This is a genomic window from Streptomyces sp. NPDC093984 (genome assembly GCF_044764595.1).
Taxonomy (GTDB): Bacteria; Actinomycetota; Actinomycetes; order Streptomycetales; family Streptomycetaceae; genus Streptomyces; species Streptomyces cynarae.
On sequence record NZ_JBIWIM010000004.1, the window covers coordinates 89,972 to 105,192 of the forward strand.

The following is a 15,221-nucleotide window of genomic DNA, read 5'->3' on the forward strand; positions in this document are numbered from 1 at the left end:
ATCAGCGAGTCGGAAGTAACATCAGCCGCTTGTCTTCGAGCACTTCTCCAAGCATCTTCACCCATCAGGAGACCTGAGTGTCCTCTGCCCACAGAGGCGGGAAGCACCGCCGTCGGGGCCGGATAGCCGTACGCGCCGCTGCCGCCACCCTGTTCCTCGGCGGCGCCGGTGCGTTCCTCATGGCGCCCGCCAACGCGGCGCCCCTGCCGACGGACATCGGCGTCCAGGGCCACGACAGCGTCGGCAAGTCGCAGCTCAACGCCCGCGTGCACGGCGCGCTCACCGCGCCGGCCGCCAACACCCCTGCCAGCCTGCGCCCCGCCGCGAGCGCGGGTACGCAGTCCGGCACCACCACCAGCCCGACGCCGCAGCCGTCGGCCACCGGCACCGCCAGCCCGCAGATCATCGGCGGCACGACCACCAGCATCTCCACGGCCCCGTGGATGGTGCAGCTGTGGTACTACGACGACAAGGGCACCAGCGACACCAGTGACGACGTCGGCTTCTTCTGCGGTGGCACCGTCGTGTCGCCCACGAAGATCCTCACCGCCGCGCACTGCGTCTCGGGCTACGACTGGCACAACAACGGCGCCATCATCTACGGCACCGACCAGCTGCCGACCACCGACTCCTCGACCAACACCACCGACTTCCACGGTGGAACGGTGACGGGCGTCTGGCGGCAGTGGAACGATTCTTCGTTCCGGATCACCTCGAGCGGCACCGCCGTCAACGACGTCGCCGTGCTGACGCTGCCCGACCCGATCAGCGCCAAGCCGCTGCCCATCACCACCTCCGACGACACCACGTCGTACAAGGCGGGCACCCAGGCGCAGATCTACGGCTGGGGGCGCACCAGCTCCACCAGCCAGGACATCTCGCAGACCCTGCGCAAGGCCACCGTGCCGGTGAACGGCGACTCGACCTGCTCGAGTTTCTACGGCAGCGACTTCGTCGCGGGAGCCATGACCTGCGTCGGTGACCCGGCCAGCGGCTCCGACACCGGCACCGTCGCCACCTGCAACGGCGACTCCGGCGGCCCGCTGGTCGTGAACGGACGCGTCGTCGGCGTCGTGTCGTGGGGCGTGCAGGACTGCGTGGCCCAGGGCTCGTACAGCGTCTTCACCAAGCTGAGCACGTACGTCGGGGCGACCGAACCCCGCATCGACGACACCGACCTCAGCGGTGACGGTCGCGCGGACATGTTCGCGATCGCCTCCAACGGCCAGGGCTACGAGTACGACTCCCGCGGCAAGTCCTTCGGGTCGCGGATCTCGCTCGGCGACTGGAGCGGGGTCAACCTGGTGCGCCAGGCCGACCTCGACCGCGACGGCTACGCCGACCTGCTGGTGCGCACCACCGACGGCACCCTGTACTGGCAGCACCTCAACCTGTCCACCGGCGACACCGACGTCACCAGTCTCGGTTCCGGCTGGAACAGCATGAAGGTCATGCTCGTGCCCGGCGACCTCACCGGTGACGGCCTGCAGGACCTGCTGACCATCGACTCCAGCGGCAACTTCTGGCGCTACCCGGGCACCGGCCACGGCAACTTCGGCTCGCGCGTCAAGCTCGGCTACGGCTGGGGCCAGTACGGCACCAACGTCTTCGGCAAGGGCGACTTCACCGGCGACGGCAAGCTCGACCTGCTCGCCCAGGACTCCTCCGGGAACCTGTGGCTGTACAAGGGCACCGGCAACACGTCGGCCCCGCTGGCGGCCCGAGTGAAGATCGGCTGGGGCTTCCACTACAACGCGTACGTGATGAACGGGGACATGACCGGCAACGGTCACTCCGACCTGATCGCCCGCGACAGCAGCGGCAACCTGTGGCTGTACGAAGGCACGGGCGACGTCTCGCACCCGCTGGCCTCCCGCATCAAGATCGGATACGGCTACGGCGGCTACCGCCTGAGCTGACCGGCACCGGCGGGAGATCGATCCCGCACCCGGACACCGGGTGAGAACGGGCCCGCGTGCGTCCTGAGAAGGGCGCACGCGGGCCCGTTCCGCGTTGACGGGCCCTTGCGGCCTTCGAGGGCGACACCGGCGGCCGACGCCAGACCGGCATTGACCTGACCATCAGCCGATCAAGGAAAGAGGGGCGAAGGCCAAGGCCATACGCAACGCCGGCGTAGCGAAGGGTGTCCTGGACACGGGCTCGGACCGCCCAGATCTCCTCACCGGGAACAGGGTGGTCTACCTGCACGATCACAAGGCCCAGCAGGAGGCGATGCGGGCCGCCCCGGGGAGCTGTGGCAGGAGTACGACGTCGTGTACTCACGGCCGGACGGACGCCCGCTCGACCCGCGCGCCGACTACGAGGAGTTCAAGGAACTGCTCAAGGAAGCCGGGATCGATGACCGTCACCTGTACGACGGGAGCCTTCACACCGCCGGCACGATCCTGAACGAGCTGGGTGCGGACATGCTCACCATCATGGAAATCCTGCGGCACACCCAGATCAGCCAGACGCGGCGGCACGTGAAGGGCAGATCACACCTGTCGAAGGACGCCATGCGGCGCATGGGTGAGTTCTTCGTGCCTGCACCGGCGGGGCCCCGGACGGGCCCCACTGAGACCAAAACTGAGACCGTCGACATCCGCGCGGCCCGCTCCCGGCGTCGCCGTCGCGTCCGCTGAACGAGAAAACCCCAGGTCGGAAGCGTTTCCGGCCTGGGGTTCAGGTGAGCCGCCTTCGGGATTCGAACCCGAGACCTACGCATTACGAGTGCGTTGCTCTGGCCATCTGAGCTAAGGCGGCGCGCTGCCCGCACTATGGTGCGATCAGCAACGTCGGTAAGTCTACACAGTTTCGGAGGGTGCTCCGACCACCCCCCGGAGGCGGGGTCTCCAGGGAGTGGCGCGGCGCCTACGAGCAGCGCTTTCCCTTCGCCGGTGGCGTGCCGCGGAGCAGATACGCGCCGATCGTCGAGTCCACGCACCTGCTGCCGCGGCCGAATGCCGTGTGGCCGTCGCCGTCGTACGTGAGGAGTCTGCCGGAGGAGAGCTGTGAGGCGAGGGAGCGCGCCCAGCGGTAGGGGGTGGCCGGGTCGCGGGTCGTGCCCACCACCACGATCGGCGCCGCGCCCTTCGCCCGGATGCGGTGCGGCCGTCCGGTCGCGCGCACCGGCCAGTACGCGCAGCTCAGCGACGCCCAGGCCAGTCCGCGCCCGAACACCGGGGAGGCCTTCTCGAACGCCGGGAGCGCCTTCTCCACGTCCTCCGGGCCCGAGAACGCGGGCGGCAGGTCGAGGCAGTTCACGGCCGCGTTCGCGAACATCAGGTTCGAGTACCTGCCGCCCGCGTCCCGCTCGTAGTAGCTGTCCGACAGCATGAGCAGCCCGGCGCCGTCGCGGTTCTTCATCGCCGAGGTCAGCGCCTGGCGCAGCCGCGGCCAGGCCGCCTCGTCGTACATCGCGGCGATCACTCCGGTCGTCGCCAGGGCCTCGCCGAGCCTGCGGCCGTCCGCGTCGCCCGTGGGGATGGGTGACGCGTCGAGCTTCTTGAAGAACGCCTTCAGCTTGGCGCCGACCTTCGCCGGCGACGTGCCGGGGCCGCCCAGCGGGCAGTCCGATCGCCGGACGCAGTCCTTGGCGAAGGACCGGAACGCCGTCTCGAAGCCCGCCGTCTGCTCCTCGTTGAGCCTGCGCGCGGACAGGGCCGGGTCCATCGCGCCGTCCAGCACCATCCGGCCCACCCGCTCCGGGAACAGTCCCGCGTACGTCGCCCCGAGGAACGTCCCGTACGACGCCCCCACGTAGTTCAGCCTCCGGTCGCCGAGCACCTCGCGCAGGATGTCCATGTCCCGGGCCGCCTCGACCGTGGAGACATGGCGCAACAGGGCCGCCGAGTGTCGTCCGCAGCCCTCCGCGAACCGCTTGAAGGCATCCACCAGGCGGCGCGTCTCCGCCGGGTTGTCGGGGGTGATGTCGGTCTGCGCGTACGCGTCCATCCGGGGGCCGTCGAGGCATTCGACCGGCTCGCTGTGGGCCACGCCGCGCGGATCGACGGCGACCATGTCGTAGCGGGCGCGGATCTCGGCCGGGTAGCCCACGCCCGCGTACTGCTCCAGATAGCCGACCGCCGAACCGCCCGGCCCGCCCGGGTTCACGAGCAGCGACCCCAGGGGCCTGCCCTGGCCGGTGGCCTTCTTGCGGGCAACGGCGAGCCGTACGTCGTCCGCGCCGGGCTTGGTGTAGTCGCGCGGGGCCTTCATGGTGGCGCACTGGAAGCCGGGGACGCCGCAGGTGCGCCAGGTCAGCTTCTGTGTGTAGTACAGGGCCAGCGCCGAGGGGGGCGACTGGGGCAGCGCGGCCAGGGCCGTGTGGGCGGTCGTCGAAGCGCCGGGGGAGCAGGCCGAGACGAGCAGCGCGGCGGCGGCGAGCAGCGTGCCGCCCGTCCGCATCGCGGGGAGGGAACGACGGGAGCCTCGGGGACGGCGGAGGGGGTGCAGAAGGCGGGACGGTCCGGGAATGCGCCTGGTGTGCATTTCGTGAGCGTAACCGTGCGCAACGGATTGATGCCGTTCGGTGACACAGGCACCTCGTACGAGTGACAGGGTCAAGTACGCGGTCGACCGACCGCATCGCCTACCCACGGAAGAGGGAAGGATTTCGCCCTCATCCCGCTCTGAGCGCCATCGTCATGGCCTCCACCGCCAGCAGCGGCGCCACATTGCGGTCCAGGGCGTCCCGGCACGCGGCGATCGCCTCGATACGGCGGAGCGTGGCCTCGGGGGTGCTGCCGCGGGCCAGCCGCTCCAGGGCGTCCTCCGCGTCCGTGTTGGCGAGGGCCACGCGGGAGCCGAGCTGGAGGGCGAGGACGTCGCGGTAGAAGCCCGTGAGGTCGGTGAGGGCCTGGTCGAGGCTGTCGCGCTGGGTGCGCGTTCTGCGGCGCTTCTGCTTGTCCTCCAGCTCCTTGATGACGCCCGCGGTGCCGCGCGGCATCCGGCCGCCCTGCGCCGCGCCGAGTGCCGCCTTCATCTCCTCGGTCTCCTTGGCGTCGATCTCCTCGGCGAGCTGCTTGGAGTCGTCCGTGGCGGCGTCGACCAGCTCCTGGGCGGCTCTGAGGCAGCCGCCGATGTCGTCGAGCCGCAGCGGGAGCTTCAGGACGGCCGCTCTGCGGGCACGGGCCCCCTCGTCCGTGGCCAGCCTGCGGGCACGGTCCACGTGGCCCTGGGTGGCGCGGGCGGCGGCGGCGGCGATCTCCGGCTCGATACCGTCACGCCGCATGAGCATGTCCGCGACCGCCTCCACAGGGGGCGTGCGCAGGTTCAGGTGGCGGCAGCGGGAGCGGATCGTCGGCAGGACGTCCTCCAGGGACGGCGCGCACAACAGCCAGACCGTGCGGGGAGCGGGCTCCTCCACAGCCTTCAGGACCGCGTTGGCCGACTTCTCGTTCAGCCGCTCGGCGTCCTCGACGAGGATCACCTGCCAGCGGCCGTTCGCCGGCGACGTGAACGACTTGCGGACCGTGTCGCGCATGTCGTCGGCGAGGATCTGCGTGCCCACGGCGGCGACCGTGGTGACGTCCGCGTGGGTGCCGATCAGGGCGGTGTGGCAGCCGTCGCAGAAGCCGCAGCCGGGGGCGCCGCCGAGCGCGCGGTCGGGGCTCACGCACTGCAGCGCCGCGGCGAAGGCCCGCGCCGCCTGCGTACGTCCCGCGCCGGGCGGACCCGTGAACAGCCAGGCGTGCGTCATCTTGGACGCCTCGGGCGGCGGGGTGTCGGCGGCGGCCGCGGTGACCAGGGCGTCGGCGTCCCGGGCAGCCGCCTCGAGCTGCTCGCACACCTTCTCCTGGCCCACCAGGTCGTCCCACACGCTCACGGGGACACCGCCCTTCCGTCGTACTGCGCCCTACCGCGATCCATTGTGCGGGTCACCACTGACAACGGCGGCGGGCAGCACCGACCGCCGGGGCAGGTCCGGCTCAGCGGCGCCTGCCGCGTCCCCGTCCGTCCCGGCCGTCGTCCCAGTCCTCGTCGTCCCGGGGGCCGAGCAGTTCGTCCGCCAGGGTCGGGAGGTCGTCCAGGGGCGTCTCCTCCGCCCAGTCCGGGCGCGGGCGGCGGGGGCGGCCTTCGGCGTCCAGCTGCGGCAGCTCGCGCGTGCGGTCCTCGGCGCCGTCCGGTCGCGGAGCCGGGCGCTCGTCGCGGAAGAAGCCGGGCGGAACCCTGTCCCCCGGAGCACCGGCGCCCGCGTCCCGTACGGGCGGCAGGACGGCCGTCTCGTCGGCGGATCCCGGCACCACGGGGGGCAGCACCGCTGTCTCGTCGGCCGCTCCCTGCGGCTCGGGCGGCGCCGGCAGCTCCGCCGTGGTCTCGGCGTCGGTGTCGCGCACCCGCACCGGCGGCAGGACCGCGGTCTCGTCCAGCGGCCCGCCGGACGCGTTCGTCGGCGTCACCAGCGGCGTGGGTACCGTCGTCTCGTTGTCCGGCGACGCACCCCGTGCGGGCGCGCCGGATCCGGCGGCTCGCGTGGTGGGCGGGGCCGATGCCGCCGCCGCGGCCGTCGCCGCAGCCTCCGCCGCGGCCCTGCGCGCCTCCTCGGCCCGCAGCAGCGCCTCCTCGGCCTTCCGCTGCTTCTCCAGCCGTCGCTCCTCGGCCTCCGCCCGCAGCCGGGCCTCCTCCTCGGCCTCCCGGCGCCGCCGCTCCTCCTCGGCCCTGCGCCGCGCCTCCTCCTCGGCCCGGGCCTTCTCCTCGGCGAGCAGCCGCGCCTTCTCCTCCTCGGCGCGCCGACGGGCTTCCTCGGCCCGCCGCCGGGCCTCCTCCGCCTGCCGCTCTGCCTCGCGGCGCTGCGCCTCCTCCAGCTCGCGCCGCTTGCGCTCCTCCTCCTCGGCGCGCAGCTTGGCGAGCTGCTCCTGGCGCTCGCGCTCCAGCCGCTCCTCCTCGGCCTTGCGTGCCGCCTCTTCCTCGGCCTTGCGCCGGGCCTCCTCCTCGGCCTTGCGGCGCGCCTCCTCCTGCGCCTTCAGCTCGGCCTCGGACAGCGGGAGCATCTGGTCGAGCCGGGCCCGGATCACGGTCGTGACCGCCTCGGGCTCCTGTCCGGCGTCGACGACCAGATAGCGCGCGGGGTCGGCGGCGGCCAGCGTGAGGAAACCGGACCGCACACGCGCGTGGAACTCGGCCGGCTCCGACTCCAGCCGGTCCGGCGCCTCGGTGAACCGCTCCCGCGCGGTCTCCGGCGCGACGTCCAGCAGGACCGTGAGGTGCGGCACGAGGCCGTCGGTCGCCCAGCGGTTGATGCGGGCGATCTCGGTCGGGGACAGGTCACGGCCCGCGCCCTGGTAGGCCACGGAGGAGTCGATGTACCGGTCCGAGATCACGACGGCGCCCCGCTCCAGGGCCGGACGTACGACCGTGTCCACGTGTTCGGCGCGGTCCGCCGCGTACAGCAGCGCCTCGGCGCGGTGCGACAGGCCGGCGCTGGAGACGTCCAGCAGGATGGACCGCAGCCGCTTGCCGACCGGAGTGGCACCCGGCTCACGGGTCAGCACCACCTCGTGGCCCTTGGCACGGATCCACTCGGCGAGCGCCTCGGCCTGGGTGGACTTCCCGGCGCCGTCGCCGCCCTCCAGGGCGATGAAGAATCCGTTCGCCGCGGGGGCGTGCTCCGGATCGTCGCCGCCGCGCAGGGCGTCGAGCAGGTCCTGCCGCAGCGGCACACCGGAGCGGTCGTCGACCTTGGCGAGCACCAGTGCGGCCACGGGCAGCAGCAGCGCGCCGACCAGCATCAGCGTGAAGGCGGCGCCGCCGTGCGCGAACACGAACCTGCCGTTCTCCATCCGGTGCGGCCCGATGGCCCCGGCCACCAGCGGCGCCACGAGCGCGCAGAGCGCGACGCACACCCGGACGACCGCGTGCAGATGCTCGGTCGTCCGCGCCCGGCGGTGCTCCTCGGCCTCCTGGTCGAGCAGTGTGTGCCCGGTGTTCGCGGCCACGCCCGCGCCGATGCCCGCGAGCAGCGCGATCAGCAGCACGCTGGTGACGTCCGGGTCGAGACCGGCGGCGAGCAGCGCTATCCCGGTGAGGGCGATCGCCAGCGCGAGCAGCCGGCGCCGCGACAGCGCGGGCAGCACGCGGGGCGCCGTACGGATGCCGATCACCGTGCCGCCGGTCAGCGCGAGGACCAGCAGGCCGTACAGCACGGGGCCGCCGCCCAGGTCCTTGGCCTGCAGCACACAGACGGCGACGGCCGCCGCGACCGCCCCGGCGACTGCCGCGCAGGCGAGCACCAGGAGCGGGAGCGCGCCCGTGCGGCCCTTCGCGACGCCCGCGTCCGTGCGGGGGCGGCGCAGGCCCTCCAGCGGCGACCGCGCGCGGGGGGTGCGGGTGTCGGGCAGCTCGAGCGAGGTGGCCACCGACAGCGAGGCGGCGAACAGTCCGGCCGCCACGTACGACGCGAGGGCCGCCTGGTGCTGGGCGAACCAGGCGATGCCCGTGCCCAGCAGGTTGTTCACCAGCGCCACCACGACGAGTCCGGCAGCGGCCAGCGGCACCGCCACGAATCCCGTCCGCAGCGACAGACGGCGCAGGGCGTCCATGTGGTCCGGCAGCGGACGCACCGTCGCGCCCTCCAGGGGCGGCGCGGGCAGCAGGGCGGGCGCCGCGCTCTCGTGGCACACCGTCCAGAAGCGCTCGGCCACGCCGGTGACGAAGGCGGTGACCAGCAGGAGCGCGAGCGCGCTGCCCGGGGTCCAGTCGATCCACAGGGGGGCGACGATCAGCAGGGCGGCCCTCACACCGTCCGCGCCGACCATGGTCCAGCGGCGGTCGAGCGGTCCCTCCTGGGACGTCAGCGCGCTGAGCGGGCCGAGGAGCACGGCCCCGAAGAGCAGGGTGGAGAGGATCCGCGCGCCGAAGACGGTCGCGATCGCGAACGCCACACCCCGGTAGCCGCCGCCGAACGGGCCCTCGGCGACGGCCGCCTGGAGGACGAGCAGAACGAGGACGAGCACGGCGAGCGCGTCACCGATGCCGCCCACGAGCTGGGCGCTCCACAGCCGCTTCAGCTGCGGCTGGCGCAGCAAAGCGCGGACGGCGCGCTCGCGGGAATCTGCGACCAGGGCGTCGTCGGGGGCCGCTTGGGGGGCCGTTGGCTGCTCGGCTCGCGTCATGCATTCAGACTATCGGGAGCCACCGACAGCACGAGGAGGCCACTCGCCATGTACACACGGCCCGACACCGAACCGATGCCGGACCGTGTGTTTAGCGAAGGGGCTGTGAGGAACCGGCGCCCCTTCGGGCTCGGTCCTCTTCCGCGTCAGTCCTCCGCGGTGCCCTTCGACGCCGCCGTCTTGGCGGCAGCGGTCTTCTTCGCCGTCGTCGTCTTCTTCGCAGTCGTCTTCGCGGCGGTCTTCTTGGCGGCCGTCTTCTTCGCCGCGGTCGACGTCGTCTTCTTGGCCGGTGCCTTCTTGGCGGCGGCCTTCTTCGCCGTCTTCTTCGCGGGCGCCTTGGCGCGCTTCTCCGCGAGCAGCTCGAAGCCGCGCTCCGGAGTGATGGCCTCCACGCTGTCGCCGGAGCGCAGGGTCGCGTTGGTCTCGCCGTCGGTGACGTACGGCCCGAAGCGGCCGTCCTTGACGACGACCGGCTTCCCGCTGACCGGGTCCTCGCCCAGCTCCTTCAGCGGCGGCTTGGCGGCCGCCCGGCCGCGCTGCTTGGGCTGGGCGTAGATCGCCTGGGCCTCCTCCAGCGTGATCGTGAAGATCTGGTCCTCGGACTGGAGCGAGCGCGAGTCCGTGCCCTTCTTCAGGTACGGGCCGTAGCGGCCGTTCTGCGCGGTGATCTCCTGCCCGTCGGCGTCGGTGCCCACGACACGCGGCAGCGACATCAGCCTCAGCGCGTCGCCGAGGGTCACCGTGTCCAGGGACATCGACTTGAACAGCGAGGCCGTGCGCGGCTTGACCGCGTTCTTTCCGGTCTTCGGGGTGCCCTCGGGGAGGATCTCCGTGACGTAGGGGCCGTAGCGGCCGTCCTTGGCGACGATCGGGCGGCCCGTCTCCGGGTCCGTGCCCAGCGGGCGCTCGCCGCTCGGCTTGGCCAGCAGTTCCTCCGCCAGCTCGACGGTGAGCTCGTCGGGCGCCAGGTCGGCCGGGATGTCGGCGCGCTGGTGCTGCTCGGTGTCCTTCTCGCCGCGCTCGATGTACGGGCCGTAGCGGCCGACCCGCAGCACGATGTCGTTGCCGACGGGGAACGACGACACCTCGCGCGCGTCGATCGCGCCCAGGTCGGTCACCAGCTCCTTGAGGCCGCCGAGGTGGTCCCCGTCGCCGTTCCCGGCGTCGGCCGCGGTGCCGTTGGTGCCCGCGGGGAAGCCGCCGCCGGATGCCGTCTCGCCGAAGTAGAACCGCTTCAGCCACGGCACGGCCTGCGCCTCGCCGCGGGCGATGCGGTCGAGGTCGTCCTCCATCTTGGCGGTGAAGTCGTAGTCGACGAGCCGCCCGAAGTGCTTCTCCAGGAGGTTGACCACGGCGAAGGACAAGAAGGACGGCACGAGGGCCGTGCCCTTCTTGAACACATAGCCGCGGTCCAGGATCGTGCCGATGATCGACGCGTACGTCGACGGACGGCCGATCTCCCGCTCTTCGAGCTCCTTGACCAGGCTGGCTTCGGTGTAGCGGGCCGGGGGCTTGGTCGCGTGGCCGTCGGCGGTGATCTCCTCGGCGCTCAGCGCGTCGCCCTCGGCGACCTGCGGCAGCCGGCGCTCGCGGTCGTCGAGCTCGGCGTTCGGGTCGTCGGCGCCCTCGACGTACGCCTTCAGGAAGCCGTGGAAGGTGATCGTCTTGCCGGACGCGCTGAACTCGGCGACCCGGCCGTCGGCGGCGGTGCCGCCGATCCTGACGGTGACCGAGTTGCCGGTCGCGTCCTTCATCTGGGAGGCGACGGTCCGCTTCCAGATCAGCTCGTAGAGCTTGAACTGGTCGCCGGTCAGGCCCGTCTCCGCCGGGGTGCGGAAACGATCACCCGAGGGCCGGATCGCCTCGTGCGCCTCCTGGGCGTTCTTGACCTTGGCGGCGTAGGTGCGCGGCGCGTCGGGCAGGTACTCGGCGCCGTACAGGTGCGTGACCTGGGCGCGGGCGGCGGTGATCGCCGTGTCCGACAGCGTCGTGGAGTCCGTACGCATGTACGTGATGTAGCCGTTCTCGTACAGCTTCTGCGCGATCTGCATGGTGGCCTTCGCGCCGAAGCCGAGCTTGCGGCTCGCCTCCTGCTGCAGCGTCGTCGTACGGAACGGGGCGTACGGCGAGCGACGGTACGGCTTGGACTCGACGGACCGCACCGAGAAGCGGGTGTCCGCCAGGGCGGCGGCGAGGGCGCGGGCGTTCGCCTCGTCGAGGTGGAGGATCTGATCGCTCTTGAGCTGTCCCAGGGAGTCGAAGTCACGCCCCTGCGCGACCCTCCTGCCGTCGACGCTCTGCAGACGGGCGACCAGCGACGACGGGTCCGAGGGGTCCCCCGCGCGGCCGGTGGCGAAGGTGCCCGTCAGGTCCCAGTACTCGGCGGAACGGAACGCGATGCGCTCGCGCTCCCGCTCCACCACGAGACGGGTGGCGACCGACTGGACACGTCCGGCCGACAGGCGCGGCATGACCTTCTTCCACAGGACCGGCGAGACCTCGTAGCCGTAGAGCCGGTCGAGGATGCGGCGGGTCTCCTGGGCGTCGACGAGCTTCTGGTTCAGCTCGCGAGGGTTGCGCACGGCCTGCTGGATCGCGTCCTTGGTGATCTCGTGGAAGACCATCCGCTTGACGGGGACCTTCGGCTTCAGCACCTCCTGGAGGTGCCAGGCGATGGCCTCGCCCTCGCGGTCCTCATCGGTGGCGAGGAAGAGCTCGTCGGATTCGCGCAGCAGATCCTTGAGCTTCTTGACCTGCGCCTTCTTGTCGGCATTGACGACGTAGATCGGCTGGAAGTCGTGTTCGACGTCCACGCCGAGGCGGCGGACCTCGCCGGTGTACTTCTCGGGCACCTCCGCGGCGCCGTTCGGAAGGTCGCGGATGTGCCCGACGCTCGCCTCGACGGTGTAGCCCGGGCCGAGATAGCCCTTGATCGTCTTCGCCTTGGCAGGCGACTCGACGATGACGAGTCGGCGGCCGCCCTGTGCGGTCTCGCTGGTCGGGGACAACTTGGCTCTTCTCTCCGGTCGACGCTGGGGCCTCCCCAGGCCGTGGTCCCGGGGTGAGGTCGCTTTCTGGCTCGCTGGTGACGCTGCGGAGTGTGACGGTACATCCCGCCCCCGTGTCAAACGGGAAAAGCCCACAACGGCCACTCGAACGGTAACCCGACTACCGGCATTCCTGCCGCCCGGACTGTCCAGCGGCTTTTTCGGACCTGTCCGGGGCGTGATCTCCCAGTTACTCCGGCTCCGGTCGCCCGCGGACCGGGAACGGTGATGTCAGAGGCGGAAGAAGCACCACGTACCGGTCGCGAGCGCGGCCATGGCGGCCAGGCTCGCGAGCGTGGCGGATGCGATACGGCTCACACCGTCCGCCACCGGCTCCCCACGGTACAGCCGGGTCGCGGTCCAGGTCAGCAGACCGCCGCCGGACAGGACGAACACCGCCCCCGTGATGATCGCCGGCCCGCTCTCCATGTCGTTTCCCTCCCGCCCGGCCGGCCCGGCTTCCCTCCGCCCGACCCGCCCCGGCGACGGGAGGCTGGCACGCCGGGAAAGCCTGCACGCGAACCTGAGGTGAACGCGCGGCGGACAGTCCACCCCGCACGCCCTGTGCGCCCCGGCGCGACCGGGCGTGCAGGGCGGTGGCCGGGGGCCGGGGCCGGGACGAACTCGGCGCGAACTCGCTGGTGCGGAGCTTCGCGCCGACCCCGGTGACCCAGCAGCAGCCCCAGGTGCCCCGGCGGCCCCATCGGCCCCAGACCTCGGCCCCACTCGGCATCGCCGCCCGTCAGCGCGCGGGCTCCAGGAACCCCTGTTCGACCAGCAACCGGATCTGTGCGGGCGTGCGGTCGCGCAGCAGTACGGGGTCCTCGCCGACCAGCTGGGCGATGGCGTCCAGGATCCGTCCCGCGCTCAGCGTGCCGTCGCAGACGCCCGCGAAGCCCGCGCCGATCGTGTCCACCTTGGTGGCGCGGCGCATCCCCCGGTGCTGGCGCAGCACCACGTGTTCCGGGTCCTCGGCGCCGGGCAGCCCGACCTGCTCCTGGACGACTTCGGCGGCGAGCTTGAAGTGCCCGGCGAGCAGGGCGGCGTCGTCGTGCGCCCGCAGGTAGTCGACGCGGTCGAAGTGCGCACGCACCGTGTCTCCGAGCGGCTGTTCGACCGGATGTGGCCACTCCTCGATCGTGATCGAGGGCTCGGCGGCATCGGTCCTGCGCAGGGCGATCCAGCCGAATCCGACCGCGCGCACCTTGCGCGCCTCGAACTCGTCCAGCCACGCGTCGTACCGCGCCTGGTACTCGGCCGCATCGCCGCGGTGGTCCCCGGCGTCCCTCAGCCACAGCTCGGCGTACTGCGTGATGTCCTGCACCTCGCGCTGCACGATCCACGCGTCGCAGCCGCGCGGCACCCACGACCTGAGCCTGTCCTGCCAGTCCTCCCCTTCCACGTGCTGCCAGTTGGCGAGGAACTGCGCGAACCCGCCCAGGTTGAGCCGCTCCCCCGACCCCTGGACGAGCGTGCGGCACAGATCGTCCCCGCCCATCCCGCCGTCGCGGTAGGTGAGCCGGGCGCCGGGGGAGATCACGAAGGGCGGGTTCGAGACGATCAGGTCGAACGTCTCGTCGTCCCGGACCGGCTCGAAGAGCGACCCCTGGCGCAGATCGGCGGCCGGGGCGCCGGACAGCGCGAGGGTGAGCGCGGCGATGTGCAGGGCGCGCGCGTTGACGTCGGTCGCGGTCACGCGCGTGGCGTGCTGGGCGGCGTGCAGCGCCTGGATCCCGGAGCCTGTGCCGAGGTCGAGGGCGGAGCCGACGGGGGTCCGTACGGTGATGCCGGCGAGGGTGGTGGAGGCGCCGCCGACCCCGAGGACGACGCTTTCGTCCCGGCTGCCGATGCCCCCCGCACCGCCGACGGCACACCCGAGGTCGGAGACGATGAACCAGTCCTCGCCGTCCGGTCCGCCGTACGGCCGCACGTCCACGGTCGCGGCGACCTCGTCCCCGCCGGTGCGCACCAGCCAGCCGGCCTCCAGGCAGGCGTCGAGGGGCAGGACGTCGGCCACACGCGCGTGGAGCACGGGTTGTTGCAGCAGGAACAGCCGTACGAGTGTCTCCAGCGGCGTGTCTCCGCGCGTCGCCCGGAGTGCGGGGACGGTCTCGCTCCGCGCGAGCGCCGCGTACGCGGGCGCTCCGAGCAGGTCGAGCAGCCCGTCGGCGGTGAAGGAGGCGCCGAGCAGGGCGTCCCGCAGCCGTGCGGCGACATCGGTGCGGTCCAGGGAGGGCAGGGTGCGACTGGGGGTACTCACGCCCCCATTGTGGCGTGCGGGCGGACTCAGCCCGCGGTCGCCGAGGCCGTAGCGGCCGCCTTCTTGCAGCTCGCCTGCTCCGCGATCGCCTTCTTGACGTCGCCCTGCTCGAGGTTCTTCAGCGCCGTGGTCCCGCTCTGGTTCTGCTTCTCCAGCTCGGTCATCTGGGCCGCGATGTCGTGCAGCCCGGACGCGAACTTGCCCTGGTCCTTGGTGTTGAGCGCGTCCACCTTCTTCTTCAGGTCGGCGTAGGACGCGGAGAGGTTGTTCAGGGTCTTGACGGCGTCCTGCTGCCGCTGCGCACCGCCGTCGACGCCGGGGGGCGCTCCGGCGTTGTTCAGGGCGGTCGCGAGCGCCTTGTAGCCGTCGGACATGTCCTGGAAGGCCTGGGAGTCGGTCTTCTGGATGGTCGCCGGCGGGTTCGTGGTGTCCGAGGCCGCCTTGGTGATCGCGTCGTTGGCGGCCTTGATCTTCGCGTTCTGCGCCGGCACCGCGTCGCAGACCTGCTTGGCCCAGGAGGCCAGCTTGTCGTCGGTCTGGTTCTTGCCACCGCTGGTGCAGGCCGACAGCGCCAGTACCAGTACCGCACCGCCGGACACTGTGGCCGCGAGCTTCTTGTTCACCGGATTGGTCCCTTCCATGGCTCTCTCGGCCCGGAAGATACACGCCAATCGGGCGACACCCGCAGGCCGAATATCACCCATGGGTGCTATTGCAGCCTTTTGCACCAAGCGAGAGAAGGCTCACGAGCGGGCTCCGCACACGGACACGGGCGGGCGCACGGCCTCTGGAGGAGCGCCG

Annotated in this window: 8 protein-coding genes, 1 tRNA gene and 1 pseudogene; 2 read left to right on the forward strand and 8 right to left on the reverse strand. The window is 72.0% G+C overall.

Translation table 11 applies throughout. From position 1 onward, the window contains the following. Positions 1-77 precede the first annotated feature (77 nt). Together ACIRC0_RS16460 and ACIRC0_RS16465 are read left to right on the forward strand one after the other, a co-directional pair. Entirely contained in the window at positions 78-1,919 is a 1,842-nt protein-coding gene (locus ACIRC0_RS16460) for a trypsin-like serine protease (protein WP_403616707.1), read from the forward strand. Positions 1,920-2,193: 274 nt separating this feature from the next. Beyond that, a pseudogene (locus tag ACIRC0_RS16465) lies at positions 2,194-2,642 on the forward strand (tyrosine-type recombinase/integrase); the annotation flags it as partial. Positions 2,643-2,689: 47 nt separating this feature from the next. On the opposite strand, the gene ACIRC0_RS16470 reads toward ACIRC0_RS16465, so the two are convergent. The 8 genes from ACIRC0_RS16470 to ACIRC0_RS16505 form a co-directional block, all read right to left on the reverse strand. Beyond that, a tRNA-Thr gene (locus tag ACIRC0_RS16470) sits at positions 2,690-2,763 on the reverse strand. A 108-nt stretch (positions 2,764-2,871) separates the two neighbouring features. Continuing rightward, the gene (locus ACIRC0_RS16475) at positions 2,872-4,491 is read right to left on the reverse strand and encodes an alpha/beta hydrolase (protein WP_403616710.1); all 1,620 of its coding nucleotides are present in this window, start codon (positions 4,489-4,491) and stop codon (positions 2,872-2,874) included. A 130-nt stretch (positions 4,492-4,621) separates the two neighbouring features. Then, positions 4,622-5,827: a DNA polymerase III subunit delta' gene (locus ACIRC0_RS16480; RefSeq protein ID WP_403616712.1), complete on the reverse strand. Its 1,206-nt coding sequence runs from the start codon at positions 5,825-5,827 to the stop codon at positions 4,622-4,624. 103 nt (positions 5,828-5,930) lie between these two features. Then, positions 5,931-9,113 carry a dTMP kinase gene (gene tmk, locus ACIRC0_RS16485; RefSeq protein WP_403616715.1) on the reverse strand — a complete coding sequence of 1,061 codons (3,183 nt, stop codon included), beginning with the start codon at positions 9,111-9,113 and terminating at the stop codon, positions 5,931-5,933. Positions 9,114-9,259: 146 nt separating this feature from the next. Then, the gene (gene topA, locus ACIRC0_RS16490; protein WP_403616718.1) at positions 9,260-12,121 is read right to left on the reverse strand and encodes a type I DNA topoisomerase; all 2,862 of its coding nucleotides are present in this window, start codon (positions 12,119-12,121) and stop codon (positions 9,260-9,262) included. Between the two features lie 270 nt (positions 12,122-12,391). Beyond that, on the reverse strand, positions 12,392-12,589 hold the full coding sequence (locus ACIRC0_RS16495; protein ID WP_403616721.1) for a hypothetical protein: 198 nt from the start codon (positions 12,587-12,589) through the stop codon (positions 12,392-12,394). A 313-nt stretch (positions 12,590-12,902) separates the two neighbouring features. Next, on the reverse strand, positions 12,903-14,420 hold the full coding sequence (locus ACIRC0_RS16500; protein WP_403616723.1) for a methyltransferase: 1,518 nt from the start codon (positions 14,418-14,420) through the stop codon (positions 12,903-12,905). Positions 14,421-14,446: 26 nt separating this feature from the next. Then, entirely contained in the window at positions 14,447-15,061 is a 615-nt protein-coding gene (locus ACIRC0_RS16505) for a small secreted protein (protein WP_403616726.1), read from the reverse strand. Positions 15,062-15,221 lie beyond the last annotated feature (160 nt).